Annotated in this window: 15 protein-coding genes; 10 read left to right on the forward strand and 5 right to left on the reverse strand. The window is 57.3% G+C overall.

Features of this window, described 5'->3' with window-relative positions; translation table 11 throughout:
* Positions 1 to 691: 691 nt before the first annotated feature.
* Both G538_RS0100710 and G538_RS0100715 read right to left on the reverse strand, forming a co-directional pair.
* Positions 692 to 1,102 (reverse strand): hypothetical protein, encoded by a 411-nt coding sequence (locus tag G538_RS0100710; RefSeq protein ID WP_029067805.1) that lies wholly within the window; start codon positions 1,100 to 1,102, stop codon positions 692 to 694.
* A gap of 21 nt (positions 1,103 to 1,123) precedes the next feature.
* On the reverse strand, positions 1,124 to 7,744 hold the full coding sequence (locus G538_RS0100715) for a DNRLRE domain-containing protein (protein WP_029067806.1): 6,621 nt from the start codon (positions 7,742 to 7,744) through the stop codon (positions 1,124 to 1,126).
* A 504-nt stretch (positions 7,745 to 8,248) separates the two neighbouring features.
* Between G538_RS0100715 and G538_RS0100720 the strand changes: the two genes are divergently transcribed.
* From G538_RS0100720 to G538_RS14320, 3 genes are all read left to right on the forward strand, one after another.
* Complete coding sequence (locus G538_RS0100720; protein ID WP_029067807.1) at positions 8,249 to 8,797, forward strand: hypothetical protein; 549 nt, start codon at positions 8,249 to 8,251, stop codon at positions 8,795 to 8,797.
* A 5-nt stretch (positions 8,798 to 8,802) separates the two neighbouring features.
* Positions 8,803 to 9,213 carry a hypothetical protein gene (locus G538_RS0100725; RefSeq protein WP_157544248.1) on the forward strand — a complete coding sequence of 137 codons (411 nt, stop codon included), beginning with the start codon at positions 8,803 to 8,805 and terminating at the stop codon, positions 9,211 to 9,213.
* Between the two features lie 67 nt (positions 9,214 to 9,280).
* Entirely contained in the window at positions 9,281 to 10,897 is a 1,617-nt protein-coding gene (locus G538_RS14320) for a glycoside hydrolase family 43 protein (protein ID WP_051196413.1), read from the forward strand.
* Positions 10,898 to 10,902: 5 nt separating this feature from the next.
* Here G538_RS14320 and G538_RS0100735 read toward each other — a convergent pair whose 3' ends face one another.
* The gene (locus G538_RS0100735) at positions 10,903 to 12,126 is read right to left on the reverse strand and encodes an N-acetylglucosamine-6-phosphate deacetylase (RefSeq protein ID WP_029067809.1); all 1,224 of its coding nucleotides are present in this window, start codon (positions 12,124 to 12,126) and stop codon (positions 10,903 to 10,905) included.
* An 89-nt stretch (positions 12,127 to 12,215) separates the two neighbouring features.
* Between G538_RS0100735 and G538_RS0100740 the strand changes: the two genes are divergently transcribed.
* Positions 12,216 to 13,427, forward strand: a complete 1,212-nt coding sequence (locus G538_RS0100740; RefSeq protein WP_029067810.1) for an amidohydrolase — start codon at positions 12,216 to 12,218, stop codon at positions 13,425 to 13,427.
* An 84-nt stretch (positions 13,428 to 13,511) separates the two neighbouring features.
* On the opposite strand, the gene G538_RS14325 is transcribed toward G538_RS0100740, so the two are convergent.
* Positions 13,512 to 13,967, reverse strand: coding sequence for a MarR family winged helix-turn-helix transcriptional regulator (locus tag G538_RS14325; protein ID WP_084617928.1), 456 nt, complete (start codon positions 13,965 to 13,967; stop codon positions 13,512 to 13,514).
* 55 nt (positions 13,968 to 14,022) lie between these two features.
* Between G538_RS14325 and G538_RS14330 the strand changes: the two genes are divergently transcribed.
* The 4 genes from G538_RS14330 to G538_RS0100770 all read left to right on the forward strand — a co-directional run bounded on the left by G538_RS14330 (position 14,023) and on the right by G538_RS0100770 (position 20,296).
* Positions 14,023 to 15,291 (forward strand): multidrug effflux MFS transporter, encoded by a 1,269-nt coding sequence (locus tag G538_RS14330; RefSeq protein ID WP_035832712.1) that lies wholly within the window; start codon positions 14,023 to 14,025, stop codon positions 15,289 to 15,291.
* A 73-nt stretch (positions 15,292 to 15,364) separates the two neighbouring features.
* Positions 15,365 to 15,730, forward strand: a complete 366-nt coding sequence (locus tag G538_RS0100755) for a hypothetical protein (RefSeq protein ID WP_029067811.1) — start codon at positions 15,365 to 15,367, stop codon at positions 15,728 to 15,730.
* A gap of 309 nt (positions 15,731 to 16,039) precedes the next feature.
* On the forward strand, positions 16,040 to 18,400 hold the full coding sequence (locus G538_RS14335) for a rhamnogalacturonan lyase (RefSeq protein ID WP_051196414.1): 2,361 nt from the start codon (positions 16,040 to 16,042) through the stop codon (positions 18,398 to 18,400).
* A 213-nt stretch (positions 18,401 to 18,613) separates the two neighbouring features.
* Positions 18,614 to 20,296 (forward strand): FAD-binding dehydrogenase, encoded by a 1,683-nt coding sequence (locus G538_RS0100770; protein ID WP_029067813.1) that lies wholly within the window; start codon positions 18,614 to 18,616, stop codon positions 20,294 to 20,296.
* 74 nt (positions 20,297 to 20,370) lie between these two features.
* On the opposite strand, the gene G538_RS0100775 is transcribed toward G538_RS0100770, so the two are convergent.
* A complete protein-coding gene (locus G538_RS0100775) occupies positions 20,371 to 21,174 on the reverse strand; it encodes a metal-dependent hydrolase (protein WP_029067814.1) in 804 nt (267 codons plus the stop codon).
* Positions 21,175 to 21,406: 232 nt separating this feature from the next.
* Here G538_RS0100775 and G538_RS0100780 point away from each other — a divergent pair, with 232 nt between their 5' ends.
* Together G538_RS0100780 and G538_RS0100785 are read left to right on the forward strand one after the other, a co-directional pair.
* Positions 21,407 to 21,952 (forward strand): M57 family metalloprotease, encoded by a 546-nt coding sequence (locus G538_RS0100780; protein ID WP_029067815.1) that lies wholly within the window; start codon positions 21,407 to 21,409, stop codon positions 21,950 to 21,952.
* Between the two features lie 58 nt (positions 21,953 to 22,010).
* A complete protein-coding gene (locus tag G538_RS0100785; RefSeq protein ID WP_029067816.1) occupies positions 22,011 to 22,631 on the forward strand; it encodes a hypothetical protein in 621 nt (206 codons plus the stop codon).
* Positions 22,632 to 22,706: the final 75 nt, after the last annotated feature.

Genomic DNA, 22,706 nt, shown 5'->3' on the forward strand with positions numbered 1-22,706 from the left:
GAGTAAAGCCACGGCTTCGGATCCAAATTTGGTAGCGTTGATCGCATATGTGACCTATCGCTCGTCACCCTTTGGGCGATCACCAGCTTTCGCCCAAGCCACGTAAGCTCCTACAGAGACAGCGAAGCCTATTGTTAACAACCCCTACTTGAGGAATCCGCCCCACGGCGTCGATTGTTCGGTCTCAATATTTAGGTTCATTCCAATCAAAGCCAAAACCACTCCGAAAGCAAAGAGAAGATAGTACCTCATAAATTCCTTTTCCACATACTTTTACCATTCGCTAAGCGACCTGGTTTCCTACGGTTACCTCACCCTCCGCGGCTCCTTTAGGCGCCCCCGGACTTTACACGGTGCAGGCCTGCAACATCAACCAGTTTTCTCACAAGTCCTTAAGCACGCATGGTTGACGCTCACAACTAGAGTTTTACGGCGAACAGGATCGGCACCATTGACGTTTGCCAGTCGCTTCTCACCTGTTCCCGGCCAATGTGACTTCAGCACTCTCTGGTCAGCTAATGGTTACCAGAGGTACCACCACAAGATCCTCCAAGTCTTCTCTGATTCTTATTCAGCCTCATCATCAAGTTCAAGGAAGGCGGGGTAGTCATGTTGAAGAAATAATCCTACTCATTCTCCGTCTCATCTACCTTTCCTAGACCATTCGAACTAAATTTTTAGTCCTTCGAATCTACTTTCTCCTCTTTCCAACTTCCGTAAAATAAAGGACCTCTTCAGATTCGCGGTTTTTAAAGATGTATTGGATCTTCTTTAAAATACGCGTTCTAGACTGAACAACGTCAACTTCTCCCGCGTAGTATCGAGCGATCCATGTCAGCATATCTGATATAACTTCTTCAAAGTCCTCATCTGGATACTGGGCGAAGTCTAAAGCGCAATAATCTTTTCGAAAATAGACTTCAAGAACATCAAGCCTACTGACTATCTGAAACTCGCCCTTGCCGTCTACGGTTAAATTCCATTGAAGGATGTATCTATTCTTCATCTCGAATGTGTACACAGCATTCGAGAAGATCCTACTGAACTGAGCGGCAAAGACGCCCTTGGCGAAGCCTACCCACTCATCGACTGACAGTTCCATCAAAACACCCTAACGTAGATCTTATTTTCCCCAAAAATGCCGGTGTGTAGTACCTTTTCTGTACCGCGTGAAAGCAACCACCGTTCTATCAATGTGCAAATGGTGCCGTTGGATCTTCTGCCTTCTTGGAGACAATTTTGCCCAATGCTTGGGCGCCGGTCCGAAAGAAACTCGAAAATGGCCGTCTTTTTTTACCCGACCAACTCGGACAAAATTGTTATTTTTTACCCTAGTCGCAACAGCCTTCGTCGCTTTTTTAAAGGTTGTTCCAAATTTTTTAAGCCTATTCGCTTTTGTCGCATAATTTACAGCCCGTGCCACACGGTATCCTCGATAGGCCCATGCTGCGGCACCTACACCTGGGATAAAACCGACTGCCACAGAAGCGACGGTCCATTTGTTCCTCCAGAGCCAGCTATCTCTCCAGTTCTTAGCTTGACCGTCGAGGTCGTGTTGGTTGATGGGGTCTTGTGGGTAAGCATAGGTGGTGGTGTTTCCGCCGTCGATGGGGTCACGCGAGGTAAACGCACCTGTTGCACTGTTGTACAGGCGCACACCCATGAGGATCAGGCCGCTAGCATCGAGGGCACGTTGGGATTTACCGTGCCACCCGTACGTGTTCACACCCGTGTTCGCCGGGGTTGTGGAGGTCAGGTTCCCGTACTCATCAAAGGCCGCCCACGAGGCAATCCCCGCACCGGCATCGTCCCCATTAAGTGGGAGCGTTGCGACCACGTCACCATTAGGATTACTCAACGCCACACTAACCACACCATCAGTGATCGTTAACGCCAAATCCCCACCAATAGTGGACTCGTACCGAGTCAACGTGGTGTCCCCACCAACCGTGGACGTTGACCACCCAGGGTTATCCGAAGAATCAACATAATGATTCTTCACAACCGCACCATCACCACTACCCGTCAACGTCAAACGTCGACCAGCAGAATCAAGATCAATCGTGGTAGTCACACTGCCGCGAGAAATAGTGCGAGCTTGATCATCATCAAAATACGACACCGTGATATCACCACTACCAGCAGCAAAACCACCCGTCACCGGCGCGTCAACAGCTGGAACCGTCAACTGGCGGCCCAACCCATCAAACACGTACCCGCCAGTGGCAAACCGGTCAGCAGCATCATAAGCCCACTCACGCACTGACACCTGCTCACCATCAACACGCGTAGCCAACCCCGTACGATTACCGTTCTTATCAAACGCATACACACGCTCAACAACAGGCGTGACCACACCCTCATCAGGGTCAGTGTTCACCAAGTCGCCAGGGGCCGCGGTGATGTCTTTGACCTTCACCAAACGCCCGGCACCATCATAGGAATACGAACGGTCGTAGTCGCCCGCCCCGTCACCCGCAAGGCCAGCACGCCACACACCGTCAGGGGTGTTCTCACCAACAACCCGCCCTGAGGCGTCCACGGCACGTGACCACGCAAGCCACACACCAGTGCCCTCTTCGCCATTTTCGTCAGTGACTGGGCCGTGATACGCAAGCCCAACCTCAGAGCCTGAATCATCATATTGGCGCACCTGCGACAACCCGCCAGGCATCGTTTGAGTCAACATGTTGCCATCACCGTCATAAGACGCCGTGTACGTGCCAACATCATTGACACCGCCATGACCAGTGATCGTCATCTTCGTGAGAACACCCTGATACTCGGCGTCACTGTGCCCAGAGAGCGCCCCGTACCAGAACTGTGACGTGCCCTGCGGGGTAATCGTTTTTGCTACGTTCCCGAACGCGTCATACTCAGTTGTGGACGTTTCACCTGCACTGTTGGTGTATGAGGTTTGCTGCCCCCACAGGTTAGTTTCCCAACGAATCTCCGACGGGTTACCACCAAGGGTGCGCTGCCCAACGTTCACACCACGGGCGTCGTACAAACGCTCCACCGCTGGCAGCGCGGTGCTCCCCTGAACACCACTGCTCGTTACCGTTGTGACCAGTTCTTGACCATCAGCACGGTACGTTTGCTGAGTGGTGCGCTTCGCGTTTTCGCCTGGGGTAGTAGAGGCTTCCGTGAACTCAGCTGGTTGCCCATAAATGTTGAAACCAGTTTGGTGTTTCGACACCGACCCTGCCCCCAACGGGACAGTGCGGCACACGTACCCAGCATATTCAGGGACATTCCCACACTCTGGGTAGTCGCTGTTAGCGGCGGCACTGTAATACACAGTGCGTGTAGCCCCAGCATCGCTACCTGACGACAATGGTTGCAGTGTTTTTACTGTACGACCACTGTCATCCATCCACGTGCGTGCTTCAATGTTTCCACCGCTCTCCATCACCGTAGTGACAGTTGTTGGTGAACCATGCACCCACCCGGAACGGGTGTTTTCCTTGTCAGTGGTAGCGCGCCCCTCGCCGTCTTTTTCAAACGCGTCATACGAATTACGGGTTTTCGAAATAACAGGTTCACCGTCACTCCCAGGCTTCAGCTCACCTGAAGGCGCTGCCGTGACTGTTGTTTCAGTCACGAGCATGCGAGGCATCCCACCCGCATCAACTTCAGTAACAGGGGTGTACACGGTGTGGCTATGCGAACGAGCTGGTTGCCCGTCCTCCGTGAGAATGACAGGTGACCACACATCCGTGGCATACCCGCGAACGTGCTCCGCTTTGGCTTTGTTCGTGGATTGATCCTCGGGTGTATCGCCGCGTGGAGTGCCTTCCTCCGTGAGGAAATCCTCGTCACTGTGATACGCCGTCACCGTTGCATAGTCAGTGTGTCCAGTGAACACCCCGTCAACAACACGGTCAGAATCTTCCTCTGCCTGAGCACGCAAAAGCCGTAAGCCGCGTTGGTCATAAGAACGAACCACCATGTTGTCGCCATTAAACACTTGAGCAGAAACCTGCCAAGCACCAGCAGCAAACGACGCCGTGTTCACTATCCTGTTACGGTCATCCACGTAAGTCAGGTCAGCGTAACGCCAATCACCAGCTGCAACATTGCCAGCCTTTGAAGTCGTCATGTCTTTGCCCGGCCCAAACACGGCGTAACCGGTGACAGGAGCTGCGTCCTGTTCCCACAAACCAACTGCTTGCTCACTAAGAGCAGGCAACGTCGTCCCGTTACCGTCAGCAGGAACCCCGTAAACAAACCGTGCAAGCTGGATTTTCCCAGAACCATCGGTCGCGTTGCCGCGTTTAACTGATTCCAGCCAGTCAGACCGCCCGTTACCTGCACCCGTTCCGTACTCGTAGTAGGTTGGGGCGGCTACACGTTGGCCATCGTGTGTCTTTTCCTCTGACGAGGCAAGCAATGGGACACCTGCCGCTGAATTAGGCCCATAAGTGTACGTCGTGATGTCACCTGTGCGGCTGTCCTTCACTGAAGTCAACTTATTTGAGGTGTAGCCATACTCTGCTATATCAACCGTTGCCATCTTTGACGTCAATGGATCCCACGCCGTGTACGTCACCTTGGAAATAACGTCACCGGTATAGGCCAAGTTCAATACACGGCAACCCTTAACAGGTGTTGGGTCACAGTTCAGAGATGTTTCAGTACCCGAAATGACCTTCGTTGTGCGCCCTTGGTTATCGCGAACAAACCTCGTAGTCCCGGTTGCTGAAGTGCCTTCAACCGTAGCTGGGGTCCACTCAAAAACGGCTGCGCCGCTTTCCAGCGCATTGCCCTTGGTGAAGGTCGTAACAGTGCCGTCTTCTTCAGTCACCTTTATGACCGCAGAGGCTCCAGACCCCTTCAGCTCGACTTTCCAGCCAGCAGCAATGGCATTCTCATCAGCTGGCGTGTATTCGCCTTGCTTCAAAGAAGTTTTGCCGCCACCAGGTTGCCGGTAAACAGCCGCAGACTCATCATCATCAATGAGTGTCACAGTGCCATCAACGGCAGTAGATTCCACGACAAGTAAACCGGCAAGGCCTTCATCTGGCCCATCGATATTTGCACGCCATCCAGGACCGAAAATCTTCGAGTTCGCGCCAATGCCTGAGTAGCTGGTGTACGTGCGGGACACTGAAAGGCCGGTGTTCCCGGCGTCAACTGACACATCAGTAGCCGCAATGTTCAACTCACCTGTGGTGAGAGCAACTTGCCCTTCACCTGCGGTAGCGGTGGGGAAATTAGCGCCAAACGCGTGAGGGAGTTTCGTCACCGCGGTAGCAGGCTTTGACACGTTCGTGGTGCACTGTAATGCCTTGTCGCTAGCTGCTCCTGCGTAGGTGAAGCACACCTGAAGCTCAACAAGTGCCGGGACGCGCTCTTTTCCAAGTTCAGCGAGTTTGCCTGACGGCGCGTTTGAGATATCAACCATCGTGTCAACGGCAACGTTTTGCCCCTGCGCAATCGCGGGAAGCTCTGCGGCTTGGTACCAGCCCGATGTACTCCCGTACTGCGCAGTGTCACCGCTGACGCTGTTCGCCTCACGCCAGTAGACACGTGGGGTCACCACACCAGTGGAGGATGTTGGCCCCGCAGCAACGACACGGAAGGCGTCAGACGTTGTCATGCCCGCTGTCGGAGCGGACAACGAAGCACTGCCATTACCAAAAGTCACGGTTCGAACCGTTGACGTGTTCGTTGCTTTGTCTTTCGCCCGCACCTTCAACGTATTGGAACCAGCAGGGTTCCACGTGATGCTGGCTTTACCTGATGAGGCATTAACGGTCTTCCACGCATCGTTGTTTTGCTGGTATTCGAACACGTGCGTGTCGCTGTCAGAGGCGAAGGTAAAAGTATTTGAAGAAGGTTTAGTGTCCTTCCAGGAGCCATGCGTATACCCCGAAGATGAGGTCACTGTCGGTAGCGCAGGCGCCTTAGTGTCAACGGTGAAAGTTACTGCTGAACTGGCCTTTTTAGAACGCAAAGCACCGTCATGAGCCCAAACAGAAACCGTGTAAGTTTTCCCCTCCGCAAGCGTGGCTGCATACGTGGACACACTCTTGGAATCTACGTTAGTGCCCGCCGCCTTTGACAGGGTGGAACCACCTGTCATATCAAACTCGGCTTTAACCTTGCCCCCGTCAGGGTCAGAGACCGTTGAACGGAACTGAGGTTTCAGCGAACGAACCCACACCTTCCCGCTGGCGTCTTTAGCGCTTTGACCTGACCCAAAAGTCACCGGTGAAGGCGTGTTCGGGTAGGAATTGTAGGTTACGAGTAGGTGAGGCTCAGACTTTACGAGTTCACCATTGACGTGGTTAGCTGAACGGTAGCGTTTCCATGACGTGTTGTTCGATTCGTTTTCAGCGATGAGGCGAACCCCGAAGTTCTTGTCAGGGTTATTAGCCCAGTACTGGGTAATGTCCGTGACAGGGAGGTACACGTAACCGCCTGGGCATGATGACGAATACCCAAGGGACTTCGTAATTTTCGCTTCGCCAGATGAGGTCGCTGAAGGCTGGTTGCTCCAACGCGCATCAGCAGAGGTCCATGCACTCGTTACCCGCTGAACTTTCGTTCCAGACGCAGTGCAGGAATAGGAATAGTAGTTATTTAAACGAATTTCAGCTTTGGTGATTTTCTTACCAGATAAAGCGGTCGTGCCAAAACGAAGAAGCGAACGTGCTTTAGTTTTACCGCCATCAAAGGTGCCAACACGGAGTTCCGCGGAAGTCGCCTTGGAACTTGTCGTGTCTGACTGAATCCACGTATCAGCGGCACCAGCACTCCACGTTGGGTCAATGGTCACCGGGTACTCACGTTCATCTGAAGCAAGCCAGTCATGGCTAGCCTTCAAAACGAGAACATGTTCCCCATCTTCTTTAATCAGTTCCGCATCGACAAGTGTCTCCGCCGCAGGCAGGCCAGAGGCTTCATTGATCGCTGCGTCCCACATCGTTGGAGCTGAGGCGAAAAAGACAAGGTCGCCTTCTTTATTCTCCACAAAGAGATCGCCAGTTTCATCGTCCTGCCGCGCGGAAAGCCCCTTTGACAGACCCAATGGGTACCGGATTTCAACGTCACCTTCAGGGACTTCAGAGATCACCGTCGTGTGAGCGAACCCGGTCCGCGTGGGTTCAACTGTTACTTGCGCAGCGACCTCTCCAGTGGCTTCTACCGGGTCGTCACTGTCAGCGTCATCCTCTTGGATGGGGACAACCGGGACCGTGATATCTGAATCAAACGTTGCAACATTGTCAGCAATTTTCGGACTTGGGAGGGCACCTTCCCAACCAAGTTCCATCTTCGCCTCAGTAGCGTCACCCGTGCCTGTCATCGTAACGAGGTTCACCGAACTGTCAGTTGGGCCATCCCCGGGTTTTTCTTGCCCATCAGCTACCGCCACCTTTGCGCCAGTACCAGAAAAAGCATGACCAGCTTCATCAAGAGCAACGGACTCTTTGATGGGGACCAACTTGCCTTTTTCCTCGATAAAGCGAGGCAACGTCGATGTTTCAGAAGTCCACGAACCGTCAGGGTTAGCAAAGACCTGCTCTGTTGGCGTGCGCTGGGAGAGATCCTCCACAGGCTTACCAATAGACCGGGCACTCACCTGAGCGGACACTGTATCCGGTCGCTCCAAGACCTCACTAGACTTTGTCTCGCTTGTGTTGGTATCGGAGTCTTTCGCCTGGGCGGGTGTAAGTCCCACGGTAAGCACTAAAGCAGCCGAGACAGCGGTAATGACGGTTGAGCGCCAGATCTCCATGATGTCCCCTTATTGGAGCCTGATTAAAGGCTGAAAAAAAACTGATAAAACAATGCATGAAGGAAGGCGCTAAGGCAATGACCAGCGAAAACATTCCACTTGGAAAGTAGGGCGTGGGGAGTCAAAACCATTGAGATCTCCCCACCCTTGACGCAATGATGTGTGTCATATCACTTTTTATTTCACTGCTGAACTATTTAGAAGCTGCTGGCGGGAAGCTGATCGAGGGCTGACCCCCAAGGAGGTGAAGGTTGGGGCGCGGCGAGCAAACCCGCGTTTGGAAGCGCAATGAGTTCGTGGTTTCGCGGTGCCGCGGCGAACTATGGCATTACTGTGGAAACTGAGTGATGAAAGATGCTGATCAAATGTTACTGTTCATCCCCTGCCTGGGACCGCTTGCTTTCATCGCTTCAGCGAAAGCCCCCTCGGCTCGTGTGCCTGGTCGCCACCATAAAATGACGTACTAACAACGCAGTGGCGTTGCGCAACAGTTAGGAAAACTTCGTGAGTAACAACAGCAAAGACGGTGATGACGCTGCCCCGAGACACGATAATGAGCGTTTCCAGCGTCTCGCGGACGTGTGGTGGTTGGTTCGCAGGGCATCGTGGGAACCCGGCAACCAAAGAGATGCGGTCTACACGCTTCACGAAGACGAATACCACGAAGCGTGCGACCTTTTGGGGTTCTCCTTCCCTGAGATGATCCCCATGTTTCAAGCATTGTGGGAAAGGGCCACACATGATGAAGAGAGGGTCATGCTCATCATGATGGAGTTCCCCTTCCTCAGAGACTTGTACCACCCTGACCGGCTAGCCCCGTTGACAACCTGGGTTGAGGCTCGCCTTTCACGCTACGGCCCGGCTGTTGAAGCCGCATGGAGGCAGACAGTAGATGACCCTGGGCGCCTCAAAAAATGGGATAAAAAAGCTAGCAAGGAGATCGCGAGGAGTTGGCAAGGGTGTGACGAGAACACGGCACGGAGAATCCTTTGGCTGAACGGGATCGACCCCAAAGAACTCCACAAATACTGGAAAGACAGGCAAGCACAGTGAGCAGAGTGACCACCAGACAGCAATCGAAAACACGACCCTCATTGACGCGAAGCCACGTGTCGGTAGTTATTCTCGCACTAGTAGCGCCATACCTTCTTGCTTCGTGCGGCATACCAACCACATGCAAAAAAGCTGGGGAAATCACCGAGCGCATCGGGGAGGAAACCCTACAAAGCATCAACGTTCCCGTTGATTACCTGAGGCCGTATGAACAATGCGAGTACGGGCCCGAAGGCGGCCACGTTTTTCGCCTTCCAGACGACACCCCGCCTGAGGTCATTGAGGGTGCGTTCGCCAACGAACCGTGGGCGAACGTAGAAGAGGACGTGTGGGCTCAACGAGTTGATGACATCGACATCACCGCTTTTTACCTTGAAGCGGACAGCACTATCGAGTTCACTTTCATGGTGAACTGAGCGTGCGCCGACAACACCGCCCACCAATTAAGTCAATGAGTTAACTATTGCGTGGCAGGATAGGTGCATGACAACGGCGTTTCATAATCCCATCTTGCCCGGTTACTACCCTGACCCGTCGATTATCCGGGTAGGCGGCGACTTCTACCTCGTCAATTCCACGTTTGAGCATTTCCCTGGCCTGCCCATTCACCATTCGCGGGATTTAGTGAACTGGTCGCTGTTGACCCACGCGATTTCCCGCCCAGAGCAGTTGAACTACTCGGGCGTTCACTCCTCAGGCGGGCTATACGCCCCCACATTGCGGGAACATGACGGCACATTTTACCTGGTGTGCACGCTGGTGGGCGGGGATGGCCCCTCGGGAAACTTCCTCCTCACCGCACCACACCCCAGCGGCCCGTGGTCTGACCCGATGTGGGTTGCGGACGCTGACGGTATTGACCCGTCCCTGTTTTTTGACACTGATGGCACCGCGTGGTGGATGGGCTGCAAAGACAACGCACCTCAAGAATATGAGGGTCACGCCCAAACGTGGCTGCGCCGCATCGATGTGACAACAGGCGAGTTGTACGGCCCGGAGTTCAACCTGTGGTCTGGTGCGTTGCGTGGCGCCCGGTGGGCTGAAGGCCCACACATTGTGCACCGCAACGGGTGGTATTACTTACTGACAGCGGAGGGTGGCACCGAGTTCAACCATGCGGTGACGGCTGCCCGGTCCCGCACTATGACCGGCCCCTACGTGGGGTATGCGTCCAACCCGATCCTCACGCATCGGCATCTTGGGCATACTGCACCGGTGCAGTATGTGGGGCACAGCGACATTGTTGAGCTCGCGGACGGCTCCTGGTGGATGGTTGCGTTAGCGACCCGCCCCATCAACGGGCACCACATTCTGGGGCGGGAAACGTTCTTAACCCCGCTGGTGTGGGAGGATGACTGGCCCGTGGTGAACCCCGGTGTGGGCACACTGCCCACCAGTGGTGAAACACCACTCCCCGCAGGTGACGCGGTGGAACGCTCCGGCCATATTGCGGGTGGTGACGTGCTGGCCCACCTGCATGATGTTCTTACCCGTGGCATTGACCGGTCCTATGTTGTGGGGTTGCGTGGCGGGTTGGATTTCGTGTCGCACCCAGGGCATACACACTCGGCAAACCCAATAGACTCAGCACAAACATCCGAGCACAGCGCCCCTGTCACACTCACCGCCACCGAGCATTCTGTCACTGAGCCGGGCCACCCGGCGTGCGCCGCCGTGCGCATGGCAAGCCACACTGATGTACATAGCGTGACCCTCCACCCGCACGGTGAGGGCACTTGCGGGTTGGTGGCGATCAATAAGGACAGTTTTAGTGTGCGTGCCCAGGTCACCCAGGCCGATGCTCACACCCGGCTCGCCGTTATCGAACGCCGCGACGGCGTTGACCAGGTTGTGGCTGAAACCGTGTGGCCTTACACGCCAACGCTCACGCTGAGTGCCCGGTTCGCCGGGCAGGTGGCGCACTGGGAGGTTACTGCGGGTGATCAACGGTTCACTACCGAGGTAGGCACCGCTGTGTTGTCGTCAGAGGTGAGTGGCAGTTTCGTGGGGACAGTGGTTGGCCCCTTTGTGGAACCAGGGGCTACCCCCGTTGATGTCACGAGTTGGCATGTCCACTATGAGGCGGGCCACCAGCAATAACACTGTTAACCGTGCGCGGCTGGGGTAAGTACCTCACGCACATGCAACCCGTCATCGAGCACCACAATGTCGGCGCGCGCCCCGGCCCGCAGGTACCCCACATCGGAGCGGCCAATCAACAGTGCGGGGGCGCTGGTCGCCGCCGTTAACGCGTCCAACAGGTCGATGCCCGCCACCGTCACAGCGAACCGCACGGCTGCGTCCATGGTGAGCGTGGACCCAGCAATCGCCCCACTATCACTCAAGCGGGCCACCCCATCAGTGACGTCGACAGACAATCCGCCGAGGTCCCACTGACCGTCATGCATGTCTGTCGCCGCCATCGCATCGGTGACAAAAATGGTGCGCCACCGCCCAGCGGTGGCAGCGGCATGCGCTAACACTGCCGGGTGGACGTGCACGCCGTCGCAAATCAACTCCACGGCGACCCGCTCATCGGCAAGGAGCTCAATGATGGGCCCAGGGGTGCGGTGGTGAATGGGGTTCATGGCGTTAAACAGGTGCGTCACGTTGGTGACTCCGGCGTCTACGGCGTTGCGGGCATCGTCAAAAGAAGCGTCACTGTGGCCAAGGGCAGCAATAACGCAACGCTCGGTGAGTGCGGTGACGGCCTCTAACCCGCCGGGGAGTTCTGGGGCGATGGTGACCATGCGCACCGCCCCTGGGTGGGCGTCGAGTACGCGGGTGATGTCGTCTAGGTGTGGGTCGCGTAGCAGGTGGGGAGTGTGGGCGCCTTTGTGGGCGGGTGAGAGCCAGGGGCCTTCGAGGTGGATTCCTGCGAGTTCCCCGGTGTCAACGAGTGGGCCAAGGGCAGCTACGGCGTGGGTGAGGTTGTCGATGCTGTCGGTGACCAGTGACGCGATCATGGTGGTGGTGCCGTGTTTGCGGTGGGTGGTGAGCACGGTGCGCGCCGCTGTATGCACACCCGCTGCGTGCGCATCGGCGGTGTTGTTGTGGTTTGTTGTGGCCCCGCTGTCGCTCCCAGCACCAGCATCGGTCTTGGTGGGGATACCGAATGTTGCTCCGCCGCCGCCGTGGCAGTGGATGTCCACGAACCCAGGGGTCAGGGTGGCGTTGGGGTAGTTGGTGGTGGGGAGGTGGGCGAATCGGGGTGGGGTTGTTCCGCGCCCTACTTCGACGATGGATTGGCCGTCGGTGACGACCCACCCCGGGGTGAAGATGGCGGTTCCGGTAAAGACTCGGTCGGCGGTTAAGACACGCGATGTCACGCGAGGTTCCTCCACGGTGAGAGTTGGTGACCTCCCCAGGTCTGTTTTAGGTTACCGGATCGTCACATGTGGGGAGTAGGTTGGAGGTCATGTCTGATATTGCAATCATCCATGGAAAAGTTGTTCCCGTCACTGGCCCGGAGATCGACAACGGCACTGTCGTTATTTCTGGGGGAAAGATCGTTGCTGTTGGGGCGGATGTTCCGGTGCCTGATGGGGCGGAGATCATTGACGCTTCGGGTAAGTGGGTGTTGCCGGGGTTGGTGGAGGCTCATGGGCACATTGGTATCCATGAGGAGGCGAATGGGCCTGCTGGTAATGACACCAATGAGATGACTCGCCCAACGACTCCTGGTGTGCGGGCGATTGATGCGGTGAACATTGAGGATGAGGGTTTCCGTGATGCGTTGGCTGGTGGTGTGACGGCGGCGGTCATTAAGCCTGGGTCGGGAAATGTCATTGGTGGGTTGTCTGTGGCGTTGAAAACGTGGGGTGGGCGCACCATTGATGAGCAGGTCATTGTGCCTGAGGTGTCGGTGAAGTCTGCTCTGGGGGAGAACCCGAAGCGGGTGTATGGCGGTAAGGACAAGATGCCGTCGACTCGGTTGGGTGTTGCGTTTGTGCTGCGTGAGGCGTTTGTGAAGGCGCAGAATTACCGGGCGAAGCGTGATGCGGCTGCGGTGAAGGACGAACCTTTTGACCGTGACCTGGACCTTGAGGTGTTGGTTCGGGTGTTGGAGGGTGAGTTGGTGTGGGATCAGCACACGCACCGTCATGATGACATTGTTACCGCGATTCGTATTGCTGAGGAGTTTGGGTACCGGTTGGTGGTGAATCACGGTACTGAGGGTGGCAAGATCGCTGATGTTTTGGCGGAGAAGGACATTCCGGTGATTTTTGGGCCGATTATTACCTCGCGGTCCAAGGTGGAGTTGCGTGATCGTAGTGTTCGCCAGTTTGCGGATATGGCTGCTGCCGGTGTGCGGCTTGCTATCACCACTGATCACCCGGTGGTGCCGATTAATTTGTTGATCACTCAAGGCTCGATGGCTGTGCGTGAGGGTGCGCCGCGTCAAACGGTGTTGGAGGCGTTGACGATTAATCCGGCGCGTTTCTTGGGGTTGGATGACCGTATTGGCTCGTTGGAGCCTGGCAAGGACGCCGATGTTGTGGTGTGGTCAGGTGACCCGTTGGATGTTCATCAGCGGGTTGAGCACGTCGTGATTGATGGTGATCTGGTGTATGCGTGGAATGAGGACACGCATAGCGCGATCATTGCTGAGCGTTCAGAACGGTTCTAACTGACCGCTTCTCACTGAGCGCGTTGTTGGTGTGTGGCGTGTACCCCGTGTTGCGGGGTGCACGCCATTGTTGTGTGCGGTGTTTTACCGGTCGCGCAGGGCTGCGTCGAGGGCGATGAACGCCTGGCGGGCATCGGCGAGCGCTTGTTGTTGTTGGGGGGTGAGCTTGTCGATGCCGTGGTCTATTGCCCCTGACCAGGCGGCGGCGATGGTGAGGTGTTGGTCGAGGGCGTAGGCGGTGGGGTGCAGGTTGGTGACGCGGCGGTCGGGGGTGTCGTGGCGGCGTTCAACGTATCCCTTGTCGACGAGGGTGCGCACCGATGCGCTGGTGTTGCTTTGTTGCATCCCTAAGTAGCGGGAAAGTTGGGACACGGTGACACCGGGGGTGTCGATGATGTGTTTGAGGGTTGCGAGTTCTGTGGTGGGTAGTGGCCCGGTGGTGACGGCGTCGGGGAGCCGGCGGTGAATTGTCCACGATAGGTCTCGTAGGGTGTCAGCGAGTGTGGGGTATCCCTCGTTGTGTGCTGTGTGTTTCACCATGACTTCAGTATAACCTTATATATGTTCATATATATGTTTCCATAAAGGATTACTGATGTCCGTAGCACCACCCACCACCAGTCCCACAGACACCGCACCACCCACCACACACCTCGGTGCCGCCGCGATCACCGTACTCGGCATCCTCACCGCCGCCGCACCCCTCGCCATCGACATGTACCTGCCCGCCTTCCCCGCCATGGCCACTGAACTTGGAACCACAGCAACCGGCGTGCAACTGTCCATGACCACCTACCTCGTCGGCCTGGCCGTTGGGCAGCTCATCATCGGCCCACTGTCCGACACCCTCGGACGCCGCCGCCCACTGCTCCTCGGCACATTCCTCGCCATGCTCGCCGCTATCGCAGCAGCACTCGCCCCCACAGCCACCATCCTCACCGCCGCCCGCCTCATCCAAGGACTCGGCGGAGCAGCCGGACTCGTCCTCGCCCGCGCCATGATCTCCGACGCCGAACGCGGACCACGAGTAGCTCGCCTCGTCGGGATCCTCACCATCATCGCTGTCATCGCACCAGTCATTGCGCCCCTCGCTGGCGGAATCATCATCCCCACCCTCGGCTGGCGTGCCGTGTTCTGGGTCCTCGCAGCCCTGACCGCACTCACCTGGCTCGGAGCGCTCACCCTCACCACCGAAACACTACCCATCACCCACCGCACCACCGGTGGCATCACCGAAACGATGCGCGTCGCCCGCCACGTCCTCGCTAACCGCACCTACACTGCGAACCTCCTCGTTTTCGGATTCGGATTCGCAGGCCTCTTCGCCTACATCTCCGCCTCCCCCTTCATCATCCAAAACATCCTCGGAATGAGCGAAACCCGCTTCGCCCTGCTCTTCGCCCTCAATGCCATCGCGGTCACCGCAACCAGCGCCATCGCCGCATCACTCGCCGGGAAAGTCGCCTACCGCACCATGATCGGCACCGGCCTCACCCTCATGACCACGGCAGGCATCGGGCTGCTCCTGTGCGCACTGGGTGGGGTTCCAGCGCTTCCTACCCTCATCCTGTTCGCGTGCTTCCAAGGGTCCCTTGGTCTGGTATTCGGGAACGTCACCACCCTCGCACTCGCTGAAGCCGGTGAACATGCTGGAACCGGGTCAGCGTTCCTCGGGTTCGCTCAATTCATGCTCGCCGCGCTTGTCTCACCCATCGTGGGGCTCTGGGGTGAAGGCACCGCCCTGCCCATGGCAATCATCATGGTGGCATCCGCCCTCATCGCTGGCGGAGCGTTCCTCGCCTCCCGCCCACGGGGCGGAACACCCGCCACACCCGCCACACCTGTAATGGTTCACACCCACTAGACACATAAGGGATAACAGGCACAGGTCATCGTGAGGTGACTGCGCGGCAACAACACAACGAAAGTTGGGGACCATGCGCACAACGATGCTGGCAAGCATCACCCTCACAGTGACGGCAGTCATGGCAACGAATGTGGGCGCTGCCGCCCCGGCCACCCCTGCTACCCCAGGTGCCGCGAGCGCACCTGGGGTAGCAGCGGTCACCGACACGCTGGGGCCGACTATGAGCTCCTATGGTCTGGACTATGAGGCGGGGGTGGTCCTCATCTCTACGTCAGAGAGCACTTTCCATGAGGTAGTGGAAATCATCAAAGACCGCACCGGTGTTGTGGTCCGTGCAGAGGACGACCGCACTGTCATGACCGCGGACGGGGTTGCGGTTTCAGGGCACAACGAACCCCAGATTGTTGTGTCCACACGGGAAATGTTCGAGGAATAACCCCTCCTCGCGTCTACCCATTCATCTGGTGGGAGCCCTGCCCATGGACCACTCTCCATCGATGCAAAGCTCTTACTGGTGCGTCACAAGCCCTGCTTTTTCAATGGTTTTCAACCAGGGGTAACCTATGACGCGAAAAGCTCGGGAACTTGTCCCCCTGACCAGCCATTGTTATCGAACCGCAACACAGACAAGGATGTTCCAGCGACGTTCACCACGTGCGCCCCTCCCCCAACACATGTGGTTGGCAGTGCCAGAGTCTTCCCCGGCACGCACCACACACCACACCACGCCTCAAGGAGACGCACCATGAGCCACAACCGCGGCACTACACGCCGACGGAAAGTCGGCGCTGCCACCGCCATGATTGCGGTGGCCTGCAGCGCCGTCGTCGCAGCACCTACCCAGGCAGCGACGCCCGTCTACACCTTCGACTTTGGGACGTCGTCGTCCCCCGTCACCTCCGGTTACACCCGGGTCGACCCATCCACCACCTACACCGCTGCACGCGGTTACGGCCTGACAACCACCGTTGACTCCCGCGACCGCGGCACCTCAGGTGGCGCCAACGACCTGCAACGCGACTTCGTCAACGCAGCAGACATTCGTTTCGCCGTGGATCTCCCCAACGGAACCTACGACGTCACCACCTCATCAGGGGACTGGCTTGGTACCAGCCGCACCGACTTCACCATCGAAGGTAAAGCATCGGGCAACGGCAACGCTGGGAAAGGCACCGTTAAAGACGTCACCCACAGCGGGGTTGTCGTGTCCGATGGGCAACTCAACATTCAAGCAAGCGGCACCGGGGCTCGCCTCAACGCCGTGAAAATCACGCCCAAATCGGTGACAGCCCCAGTCAACGGCAAAGAAATTGAACGCCTCGACCGTGCAGCTGTGGCCGTGCCCGGCTCCAACGGCGGGAACCTGGTGTCCTGGCGTTTCCTCGCTGATGACCCCACAAACATCGCGTTCAACGTGTACCGCAACGGCACAAGACTGAACTCTGCACCCATCACCAACTCCACGAACTTCCACGACGCTGGGGGAACCCCCGCCTCGTCATACGAAATTCGTAGCGTCATCAACGGCAAAGAAACCGCCGTGGCGACAGGGTTGCGTGTGTGGGGTAGCGGCTACCGGTCAGTGAAACTCCAAAAACCTGCAGGTGGGAAAACCCCCGACGGCGTGAACTACACCTACTCAGCGAACGACGCATCAGTGGGTGACCTCGACGGTGATGGCACCTACGAAATGCTCGTCATGTGGTCACCCAGTAACGCCAAAGACAACTCCCAATCGGGGTACACCGGTGAAGTGTTCCTCGACGCCTACCGCATGGACGGCAAACAGTTGTGGCGGATCTCGCTCGGCAAAAACATTCGCGCAGGCGCCCACTACAGCCCTTACATGGTGTACGACCTCAACGGTGACGGACGCTCCGAAGTGGTACTCCGTACCGCCGACGGCACCAAAGACGGTAAAGGCACCGTGATTGGCGATGCCTCAAAGGACTACCGCAACTCCAAAGGTTACGTCCTGTCCGGGCCGGAATACCTCACCTTGTTTGACGGACTCACCGGAGCAGCGCAAAGCACCATTAACTACGTCCCAGCACGTGGCACCGTGTCCTCTTGGGGAGATAGTTACGGCAACCGCGTAGACCGTTTCCTCGCATCAGTGGCATACCTTGACGGAAAAACACCATCCGTTGTGTTCCAACGCGGCTACTACACCCGCACCGTCGTCGCAGCATTCGACTACAAAGGTGGCAAACTCCAACAACGCTGGGTGTTTGACTCCAACAACAACTCCGGCACCGCAGGGCAAGGAAACCACCAGCAGTCCATCGCTGATGTTGACGGTGACGGTAAAGACGAAATCATCCTCGGTTCACTCGTCCTCGACGACAACGGGAAAGTCCTCCACAACACCAAAGCTGGACACGGAGACGCCCTGCACGTTGGTGACTTTGACCCATCACGCCCCGGCATGGAAATCTTCATGGTCCACGAAGACATGAAAGCCTCCGGAAACAAGGGCTCCACCTTCCGTGACGGCAAAACTGGGCAAGTACTCTGGTCCACACCCGCAACCGCTGACACCGGCCGCGGCACAACCGGTGACATTGACCCACGCCACCCAGGTGCAGAATCATGGGCGATGAGCTCCACGCGCTACCTCATGAGCGCCAAGGGCGAAAAGATCTCCAACTCCACACCAGCAGCGAACTTCATGGTGTGGTGGGACGGTGACCTCCTGCGCGAAATCGGTGACCACACGTACAACTCATCCATCGCAGCCGGAACACCAACCATCTCTAAATGGAACTGGACATCCAACAAATCCGACCGGATCGCCACGTTCAACGGCACACTCACCAACAACACCACCAAAGGCACCCCCGCCCTCCAGGCAGACCTCTTTGGTGACTGGCGTGAAGAAGTGGTGTACCGCTCTGAAGACTCCTCGGAACTACGGATCTACACCACCGGAATCCCCACCACACACCGGTTGGTCACCCTCATGCAAGACCCCACCTACCGTGTCGCTGTGGCATGGCAGAACTCCGGGTACAACCAACCACCACACACCAGCTACTTCATTGGTGACGGCATGAAAACCCCACCAGCACCCAAGGTCACCTTCACCGGAGGCACAGGGCGCTAACCCCGCACCACCTAACACTGCAACGCCCGGCTAGGAACACTTCTGTGTTTCCTGCCGGGCGTTGCTGCATAGAAACCCATACTCTTGTGGAACGGCACCACCACAGCAGCACATATTTTTACTGACCTGCGTGTTCATGGGTGTACCGCTTAACATCTGCGCACATGCGGCCTACTCTTGCTAGGAAAGCCCGCGGCCCGGTCAGGAGTTACGTTGAACAACGCAGTTACCACACCGACGTCCCCGGATGTAGTCATCATCGGGGCTGGCCTCGCCGGGTTAGTGACCGCCTGCGAACTCATAGACGCCGGTAAACGCGTGACCATCGTTGACCAAGAGAACTCGCACAACCTGGGTGGGCAAGCCTGGTGGTCCTTTGGCGGACTATTCTTGGTTGACACCCCTGAACAGCGCCACCTGGGTGTGAAAGACTCCCTTGACCTGGCCCTACAGGACTGGTTTGGTAGCGCATCGTTTGACCGCCCCGAAGATTATTGGCCCCGCAAATGGGCGCGTGCCTACGTCGAATGGGCTGCCGGAGAAAAACGGTCCTGGCTCGCCAGCCTCGGAGTGAAACTGTTCCCCGTCGTAGGGTGGGCTGAGCGTGGTGGTGGCGGCGCCATTGGCCATGGCAACTCCGTTCCCCGTTTCCACATTGCGTGGGGCACCGGTCCAGCAATTGTTGCCCCCTTCATCGCGAAAGTCACCCAAGCCGTTGCAACAGGTCAGGCTGAAATCCGATACCGACACCGTGTTGACCACCTGATCGTGGAATCCGGGTCCGTCACCGGGGTGCGCGGCGCAGTCCTTTTGCCCGATGCCAGCCCACGTGGGCAAGCATCGTCCCGAGAAGTAGTGGGGGCTTTTGAAGTCCGCGCACCCGCTGTTGTTGTCGCCTCCGGTGGTATTGGGGGAAACCACGAACTCGTGCGGGCTAACTGGCCGGTGCGGCTCGGTGACCCACCACAACACATGCTCTCCGGGGTGCCCGCCCACGTTGACGGGCGCATGTTTGACATCGCCGAACATGCCGGGGCACACCTCATTAACGAAGACCGCATGTGGCACTACACCGAAGGTGTCACCAACGTTGACCCCGTGTGGGCAGAACACGGCATCCGCATTCTCCCCGGCCCCAGTTCCCTATGGTTCGATGCCACCGGTAAACGCCTACCCCCACCACTGTGGCCAGGTTTCGACACCCTCAGCACCCTGGAATACCTGTCACTGACCGGGTATGACCACTCATGGTTTGTGCTCACCCAAAAAATCATTGAAAAAGAGTTTGCGCTCTCCGGGTCAGAACAAAACCCTGACCTCACCGGTAAAGACATGAAACTCCTCGCGCAACGGATGAAACCCGGCGCACCAGGGCCAGTAGAAATGTTTAAAGAAAGCGGCCTCGACTTCCTGGTTGCCGACACCCTCGACGAGCTCGTAGCGAAAATGGCCCGTGAATCAGACGGTGCTGACCTCGACGTGGAAAACATTTGCGCTGAAGTGCGCGCCCACGACCGTGAAGTAGTGAACGGCTTCGGCAAAGACAGCCAAATCAACGCTGTGCGCTCAGCCCGCGCCTACCGTGGTGACAAACTTCTGCGCGTCTCCTCACCGCACCAGTTCCAAGACCCAACCCACGGGCCACTAATCGCCGTGAAACTACACATCATTACCCGCAAAACCCTTGGCGGCATTGAAACAAACCTCGACGGCGAAGTACTCGCCGAGGACGGCACCGCGATCCCCGGCCTCTACGCTGTTGGAGAGGTCAACGGGTTTGGCGGCGGCGGAATGCACGGGTACCGCGCACTGGAAGGAACCTTCCTCGGCGGGTGCCTATTCACCGGGCGCACCGTAGGGCAAGTGCTAGCAAACGCACACCACAAAACCTCATGACGCCGATGCTTGAGGAACCGAACGTAAGCAGGTTACCGCACTAGGCCGCTCAAAAACCTAGGTGCACTATGTTGCTAACCGTTGCGCAACGCCCCAGACACAGTCGCTAACCACAGCACCGCATCGAACCCTAACCATTGGCTGACACTCACCCACAGCATCCACATGGTTAACACCGACAAAAGGAGTTCTTCGCGCTTTGAGCCTGAGTCACCCAGAATCGGGAAGGACAGGTTGCCGCTAGCACGCCACACATCGGAAAGTACGGGTGCCCGCCGCCACCACTTGGGTGGTTTCATCACAAACGGCCAGGTCACAGGAATGCCACCGGTCGTCACCAGGTCACCGATGAGGTGCGCTGCGTAACCGATGGCCACTGCGGAGGGGAACCACACCCAGTTATTGGAAGCGAACAGCACCACACACACAGCAAGCCCAAGGCTTGCGATCCACGTGAGAAGGCGCCCCTCGGTGAGGTTGAGTGCCCGCAGCGCGAAGGCGCACAGCAGGATCGCACCGATGCCTGCCCCAATGTGCAGTGTCCCGGTGCCATCAAGTTCCAACTGGAGCCGGGCAGCCCCAATAGACGCCGCACTCGCTAAACCTAAACCGAATAACGAATGGGTGCCCTTGCGGTGCCCCCCGGACAGGTTTTCACTAAGTTTCGCTGCGAGGTTTGACACCGGTGGCAGTGAGTGAGCGATGGTTCCATTGTGGTGGTCGATGTCTGGGAGGAGAGCAGCGCCTGCAGCCACTGCCATACCGGCAGCTAACCCGGCGTTATCGAAGTCTCCCACAATGCCAAGTGTGCCCGGCACTGTTCCGGCCAACGCAAGCCAAGCCGCAGCTCCTGTCGCTGCGTGCGTGCTGCCCATCATGCTGTTGTGCCCACCTGTCCCCTGCACCGCTTGTGGCGGTCTATGTCACTGCCCAGCACAGCATAAGCGCAGGTACTGACATTGCCCGCCCCGTTTTGCGGGCATCAATCCCCATCACCCCGAAGACACAACAGTGTCGCGAGGAAAGCACTTTGTGTAACGGTTTGGAAAACTGCAATTCTTAAACGTTTAGCCACCGTAATTACCGCGGAATCATCAACATAATTCAGGTATGAGACCCCCACGCATCTCTGCTGCGATTGCTGCCACCGCCCTGCTTACCGGTGCCACATTTATCCCAGCAGCCCCCGCCCTCGCCTACACCACCAACGGATGCGTCTGGTCCGGATCTTCACTACGCATCAACAGCAGCGGCGTCAGCGGAAGTTACCTCAGCGGCTTAACCTCCGCGATCTCCAACTACAACATCCGCACCGACGTCACCCTCACCCGTACAACAGCAAGCGGACCGGCATTCACAGCCCGCACCAGTAACTACGGGGCAACCGGTTGGGAAGGGCGAGCCCAAGTGAACTGTTTATCTGGTGCGGTAAGCACACGCTCAGCCTCATCTCAAATAAATACCCACTACGTGAAATCCAGTGCCCCACTAAACCGCATCAAAGTGTTGTGGCTCCACGAACTTGGGCACTCACTCGGGCTCGGGCACGTCTCCAACTCCTATCGAATCATGTACCCCCAAGCCGTTGTCCCCTACAACAACGGCGTCACTGCTCTCACCACCGACGAAATCAACGGAATCAACGCCCTGTACTGATCCCACACCCGCCGGACGCGCCCGGCCACCGCACACACGCATCGACAAGGACGACACCATGCGACACACACAAACAGCGGGCCTCGCGTTAACTGGCATCATGGCACTGGCCCTCACCGGTTGCGCCTCAACCCTGACCCTGACCGAGTCTGGCTCCATGACAACCACCGACTATTCACGGGTTGCCCTCTACGATTCGCTTGACGCCATGAGCGCCGACTCTGACCTGGTAGTTGTTGGCATTGTGGGCACCCAAACCACTGTCTACGACATCGACGACATCACGCCGTTTACCCTGTCGACTGTCACCATCCAGGACGCCGTCCTCGGCGAAGCACCGGCAGACGCCATCACCGTGCGCCAATTTGGGGATGTCTCTATTGCAGACACCGAAGAAATCCTCACCCCAGGAACCACCTACTTGCTATACCTCACCGAATCAGGGCTCAGCGGTGAGCTTGCTGCGCACTACTACGTCACCGGGGTGACTGCAGGGATCTACCAAGCCAAAACCGCACAACGCTCGCCCTCGCGGATTAGTCCGCAAACGCTAAGCCAAAACACCCTAAACTCGTTGACCTTTGAACACATTTCCACCGAAGACGGCGACGAGCTGCCCAGCAACGTCACCCTCGACACTGCTGAATCAGCCGATGCCCCACCAACCTCAGACCGGTAAAACACAGCACACAAAAAGACTGTGGGGCGGAAGCTATAGCTTCCGCCCCACAGTCATAAGGAACACGTGAGTGAC

Source organism: Jonesia quinghaiensis DSM 15701, from assembly GCF_000423205.1.
GTDB classification, from domain to species: Bacteria; Actinomycetota; Actinomycetes; order Actinomycetales; family Cellulomonadaceae; genus Jonesia; species Jonesia quinghaiensis.

Excerpts from the sequence above, each read along its gene's own strand:
- G538_RS0100710 (WP_029067805.1), bottom strand. The coding sequence starts at position 1,102 with ATGGAACTGTCAGTCGATGAGTGGGTAGGCTTCGCCAAGGGCGTCTTT.
- G538_RS0100715 (WP_029067806.1), bottom strand. The coding sequence starts at position 7,744 with ATGGAGATCTGGCGCTCAACCGTCATTACCGCTGTCTCGGCTGCTTTA.
- G538_RS0100780 (WP_029067815.1), top strand. The coding sequence starts at position 21,407 with ATGAGACCCCCACGCATCTCTGCTGCGATTGCTGCCACCGCCCTGCTT.
- G538_RS14320 (WP_051196413.1), top strand. The coding sequence starts at position 9,281 with ATGACAACGGCGTTTCATAATCCCATCTTGCCCGGTTACTACCCTGAC.
- G538_RS0100755 (WP_029067811.1), top strand. The coding sequence starts at position 15,365 with ATGCGCACAACGATGCTGGCAAGCATCACCCTCACAGTGACGGCAGTC.
- G538_RS14325 (WP_084617928.1), bottom strand. The coding sequence starts at position 13,967 with ATGGTGAAACACACAGCACACAACGAGGGATACCCCACACTCGCTGAC.
- G538_RS14335 (WP_051196414.1), top strand. The coding sequence starts at position 16,040 with ATGAGCCACAACCGCGGCACTACACGCCGACGGAAAGTCGGCGCTGCC.
- G538_RS0100785 (WP_029067816.1), top strand. The coding sequence starts at position 22,011 with ATGCGACACACACAAACAGCGGGCCTCGCGTTAACTGGCATCATGGCA.
- G538_RS0100740 (WP_029067810.1), top strand. The coding sequence starts at position 12,216 with ATGTCTGATATTGCAATCATCCATGGAAAAGTTGTTCCCGTCACTGGC.
- G538_RS0100775 (WP_029067814.1), bottom strand. The coding sequence starts at position 21,174 with ATGATGGGCAGCACGCACGCAGCGACAGGAGCTGCGGCTTGGCTTGCG.
- G538_RS14330 (WP_035832712.1), top strand. The coding sequence starts at position 14,023 with ATGTCCGTAGCACCACCCACCACCAGTCCCACAGACACCGCACCACCC.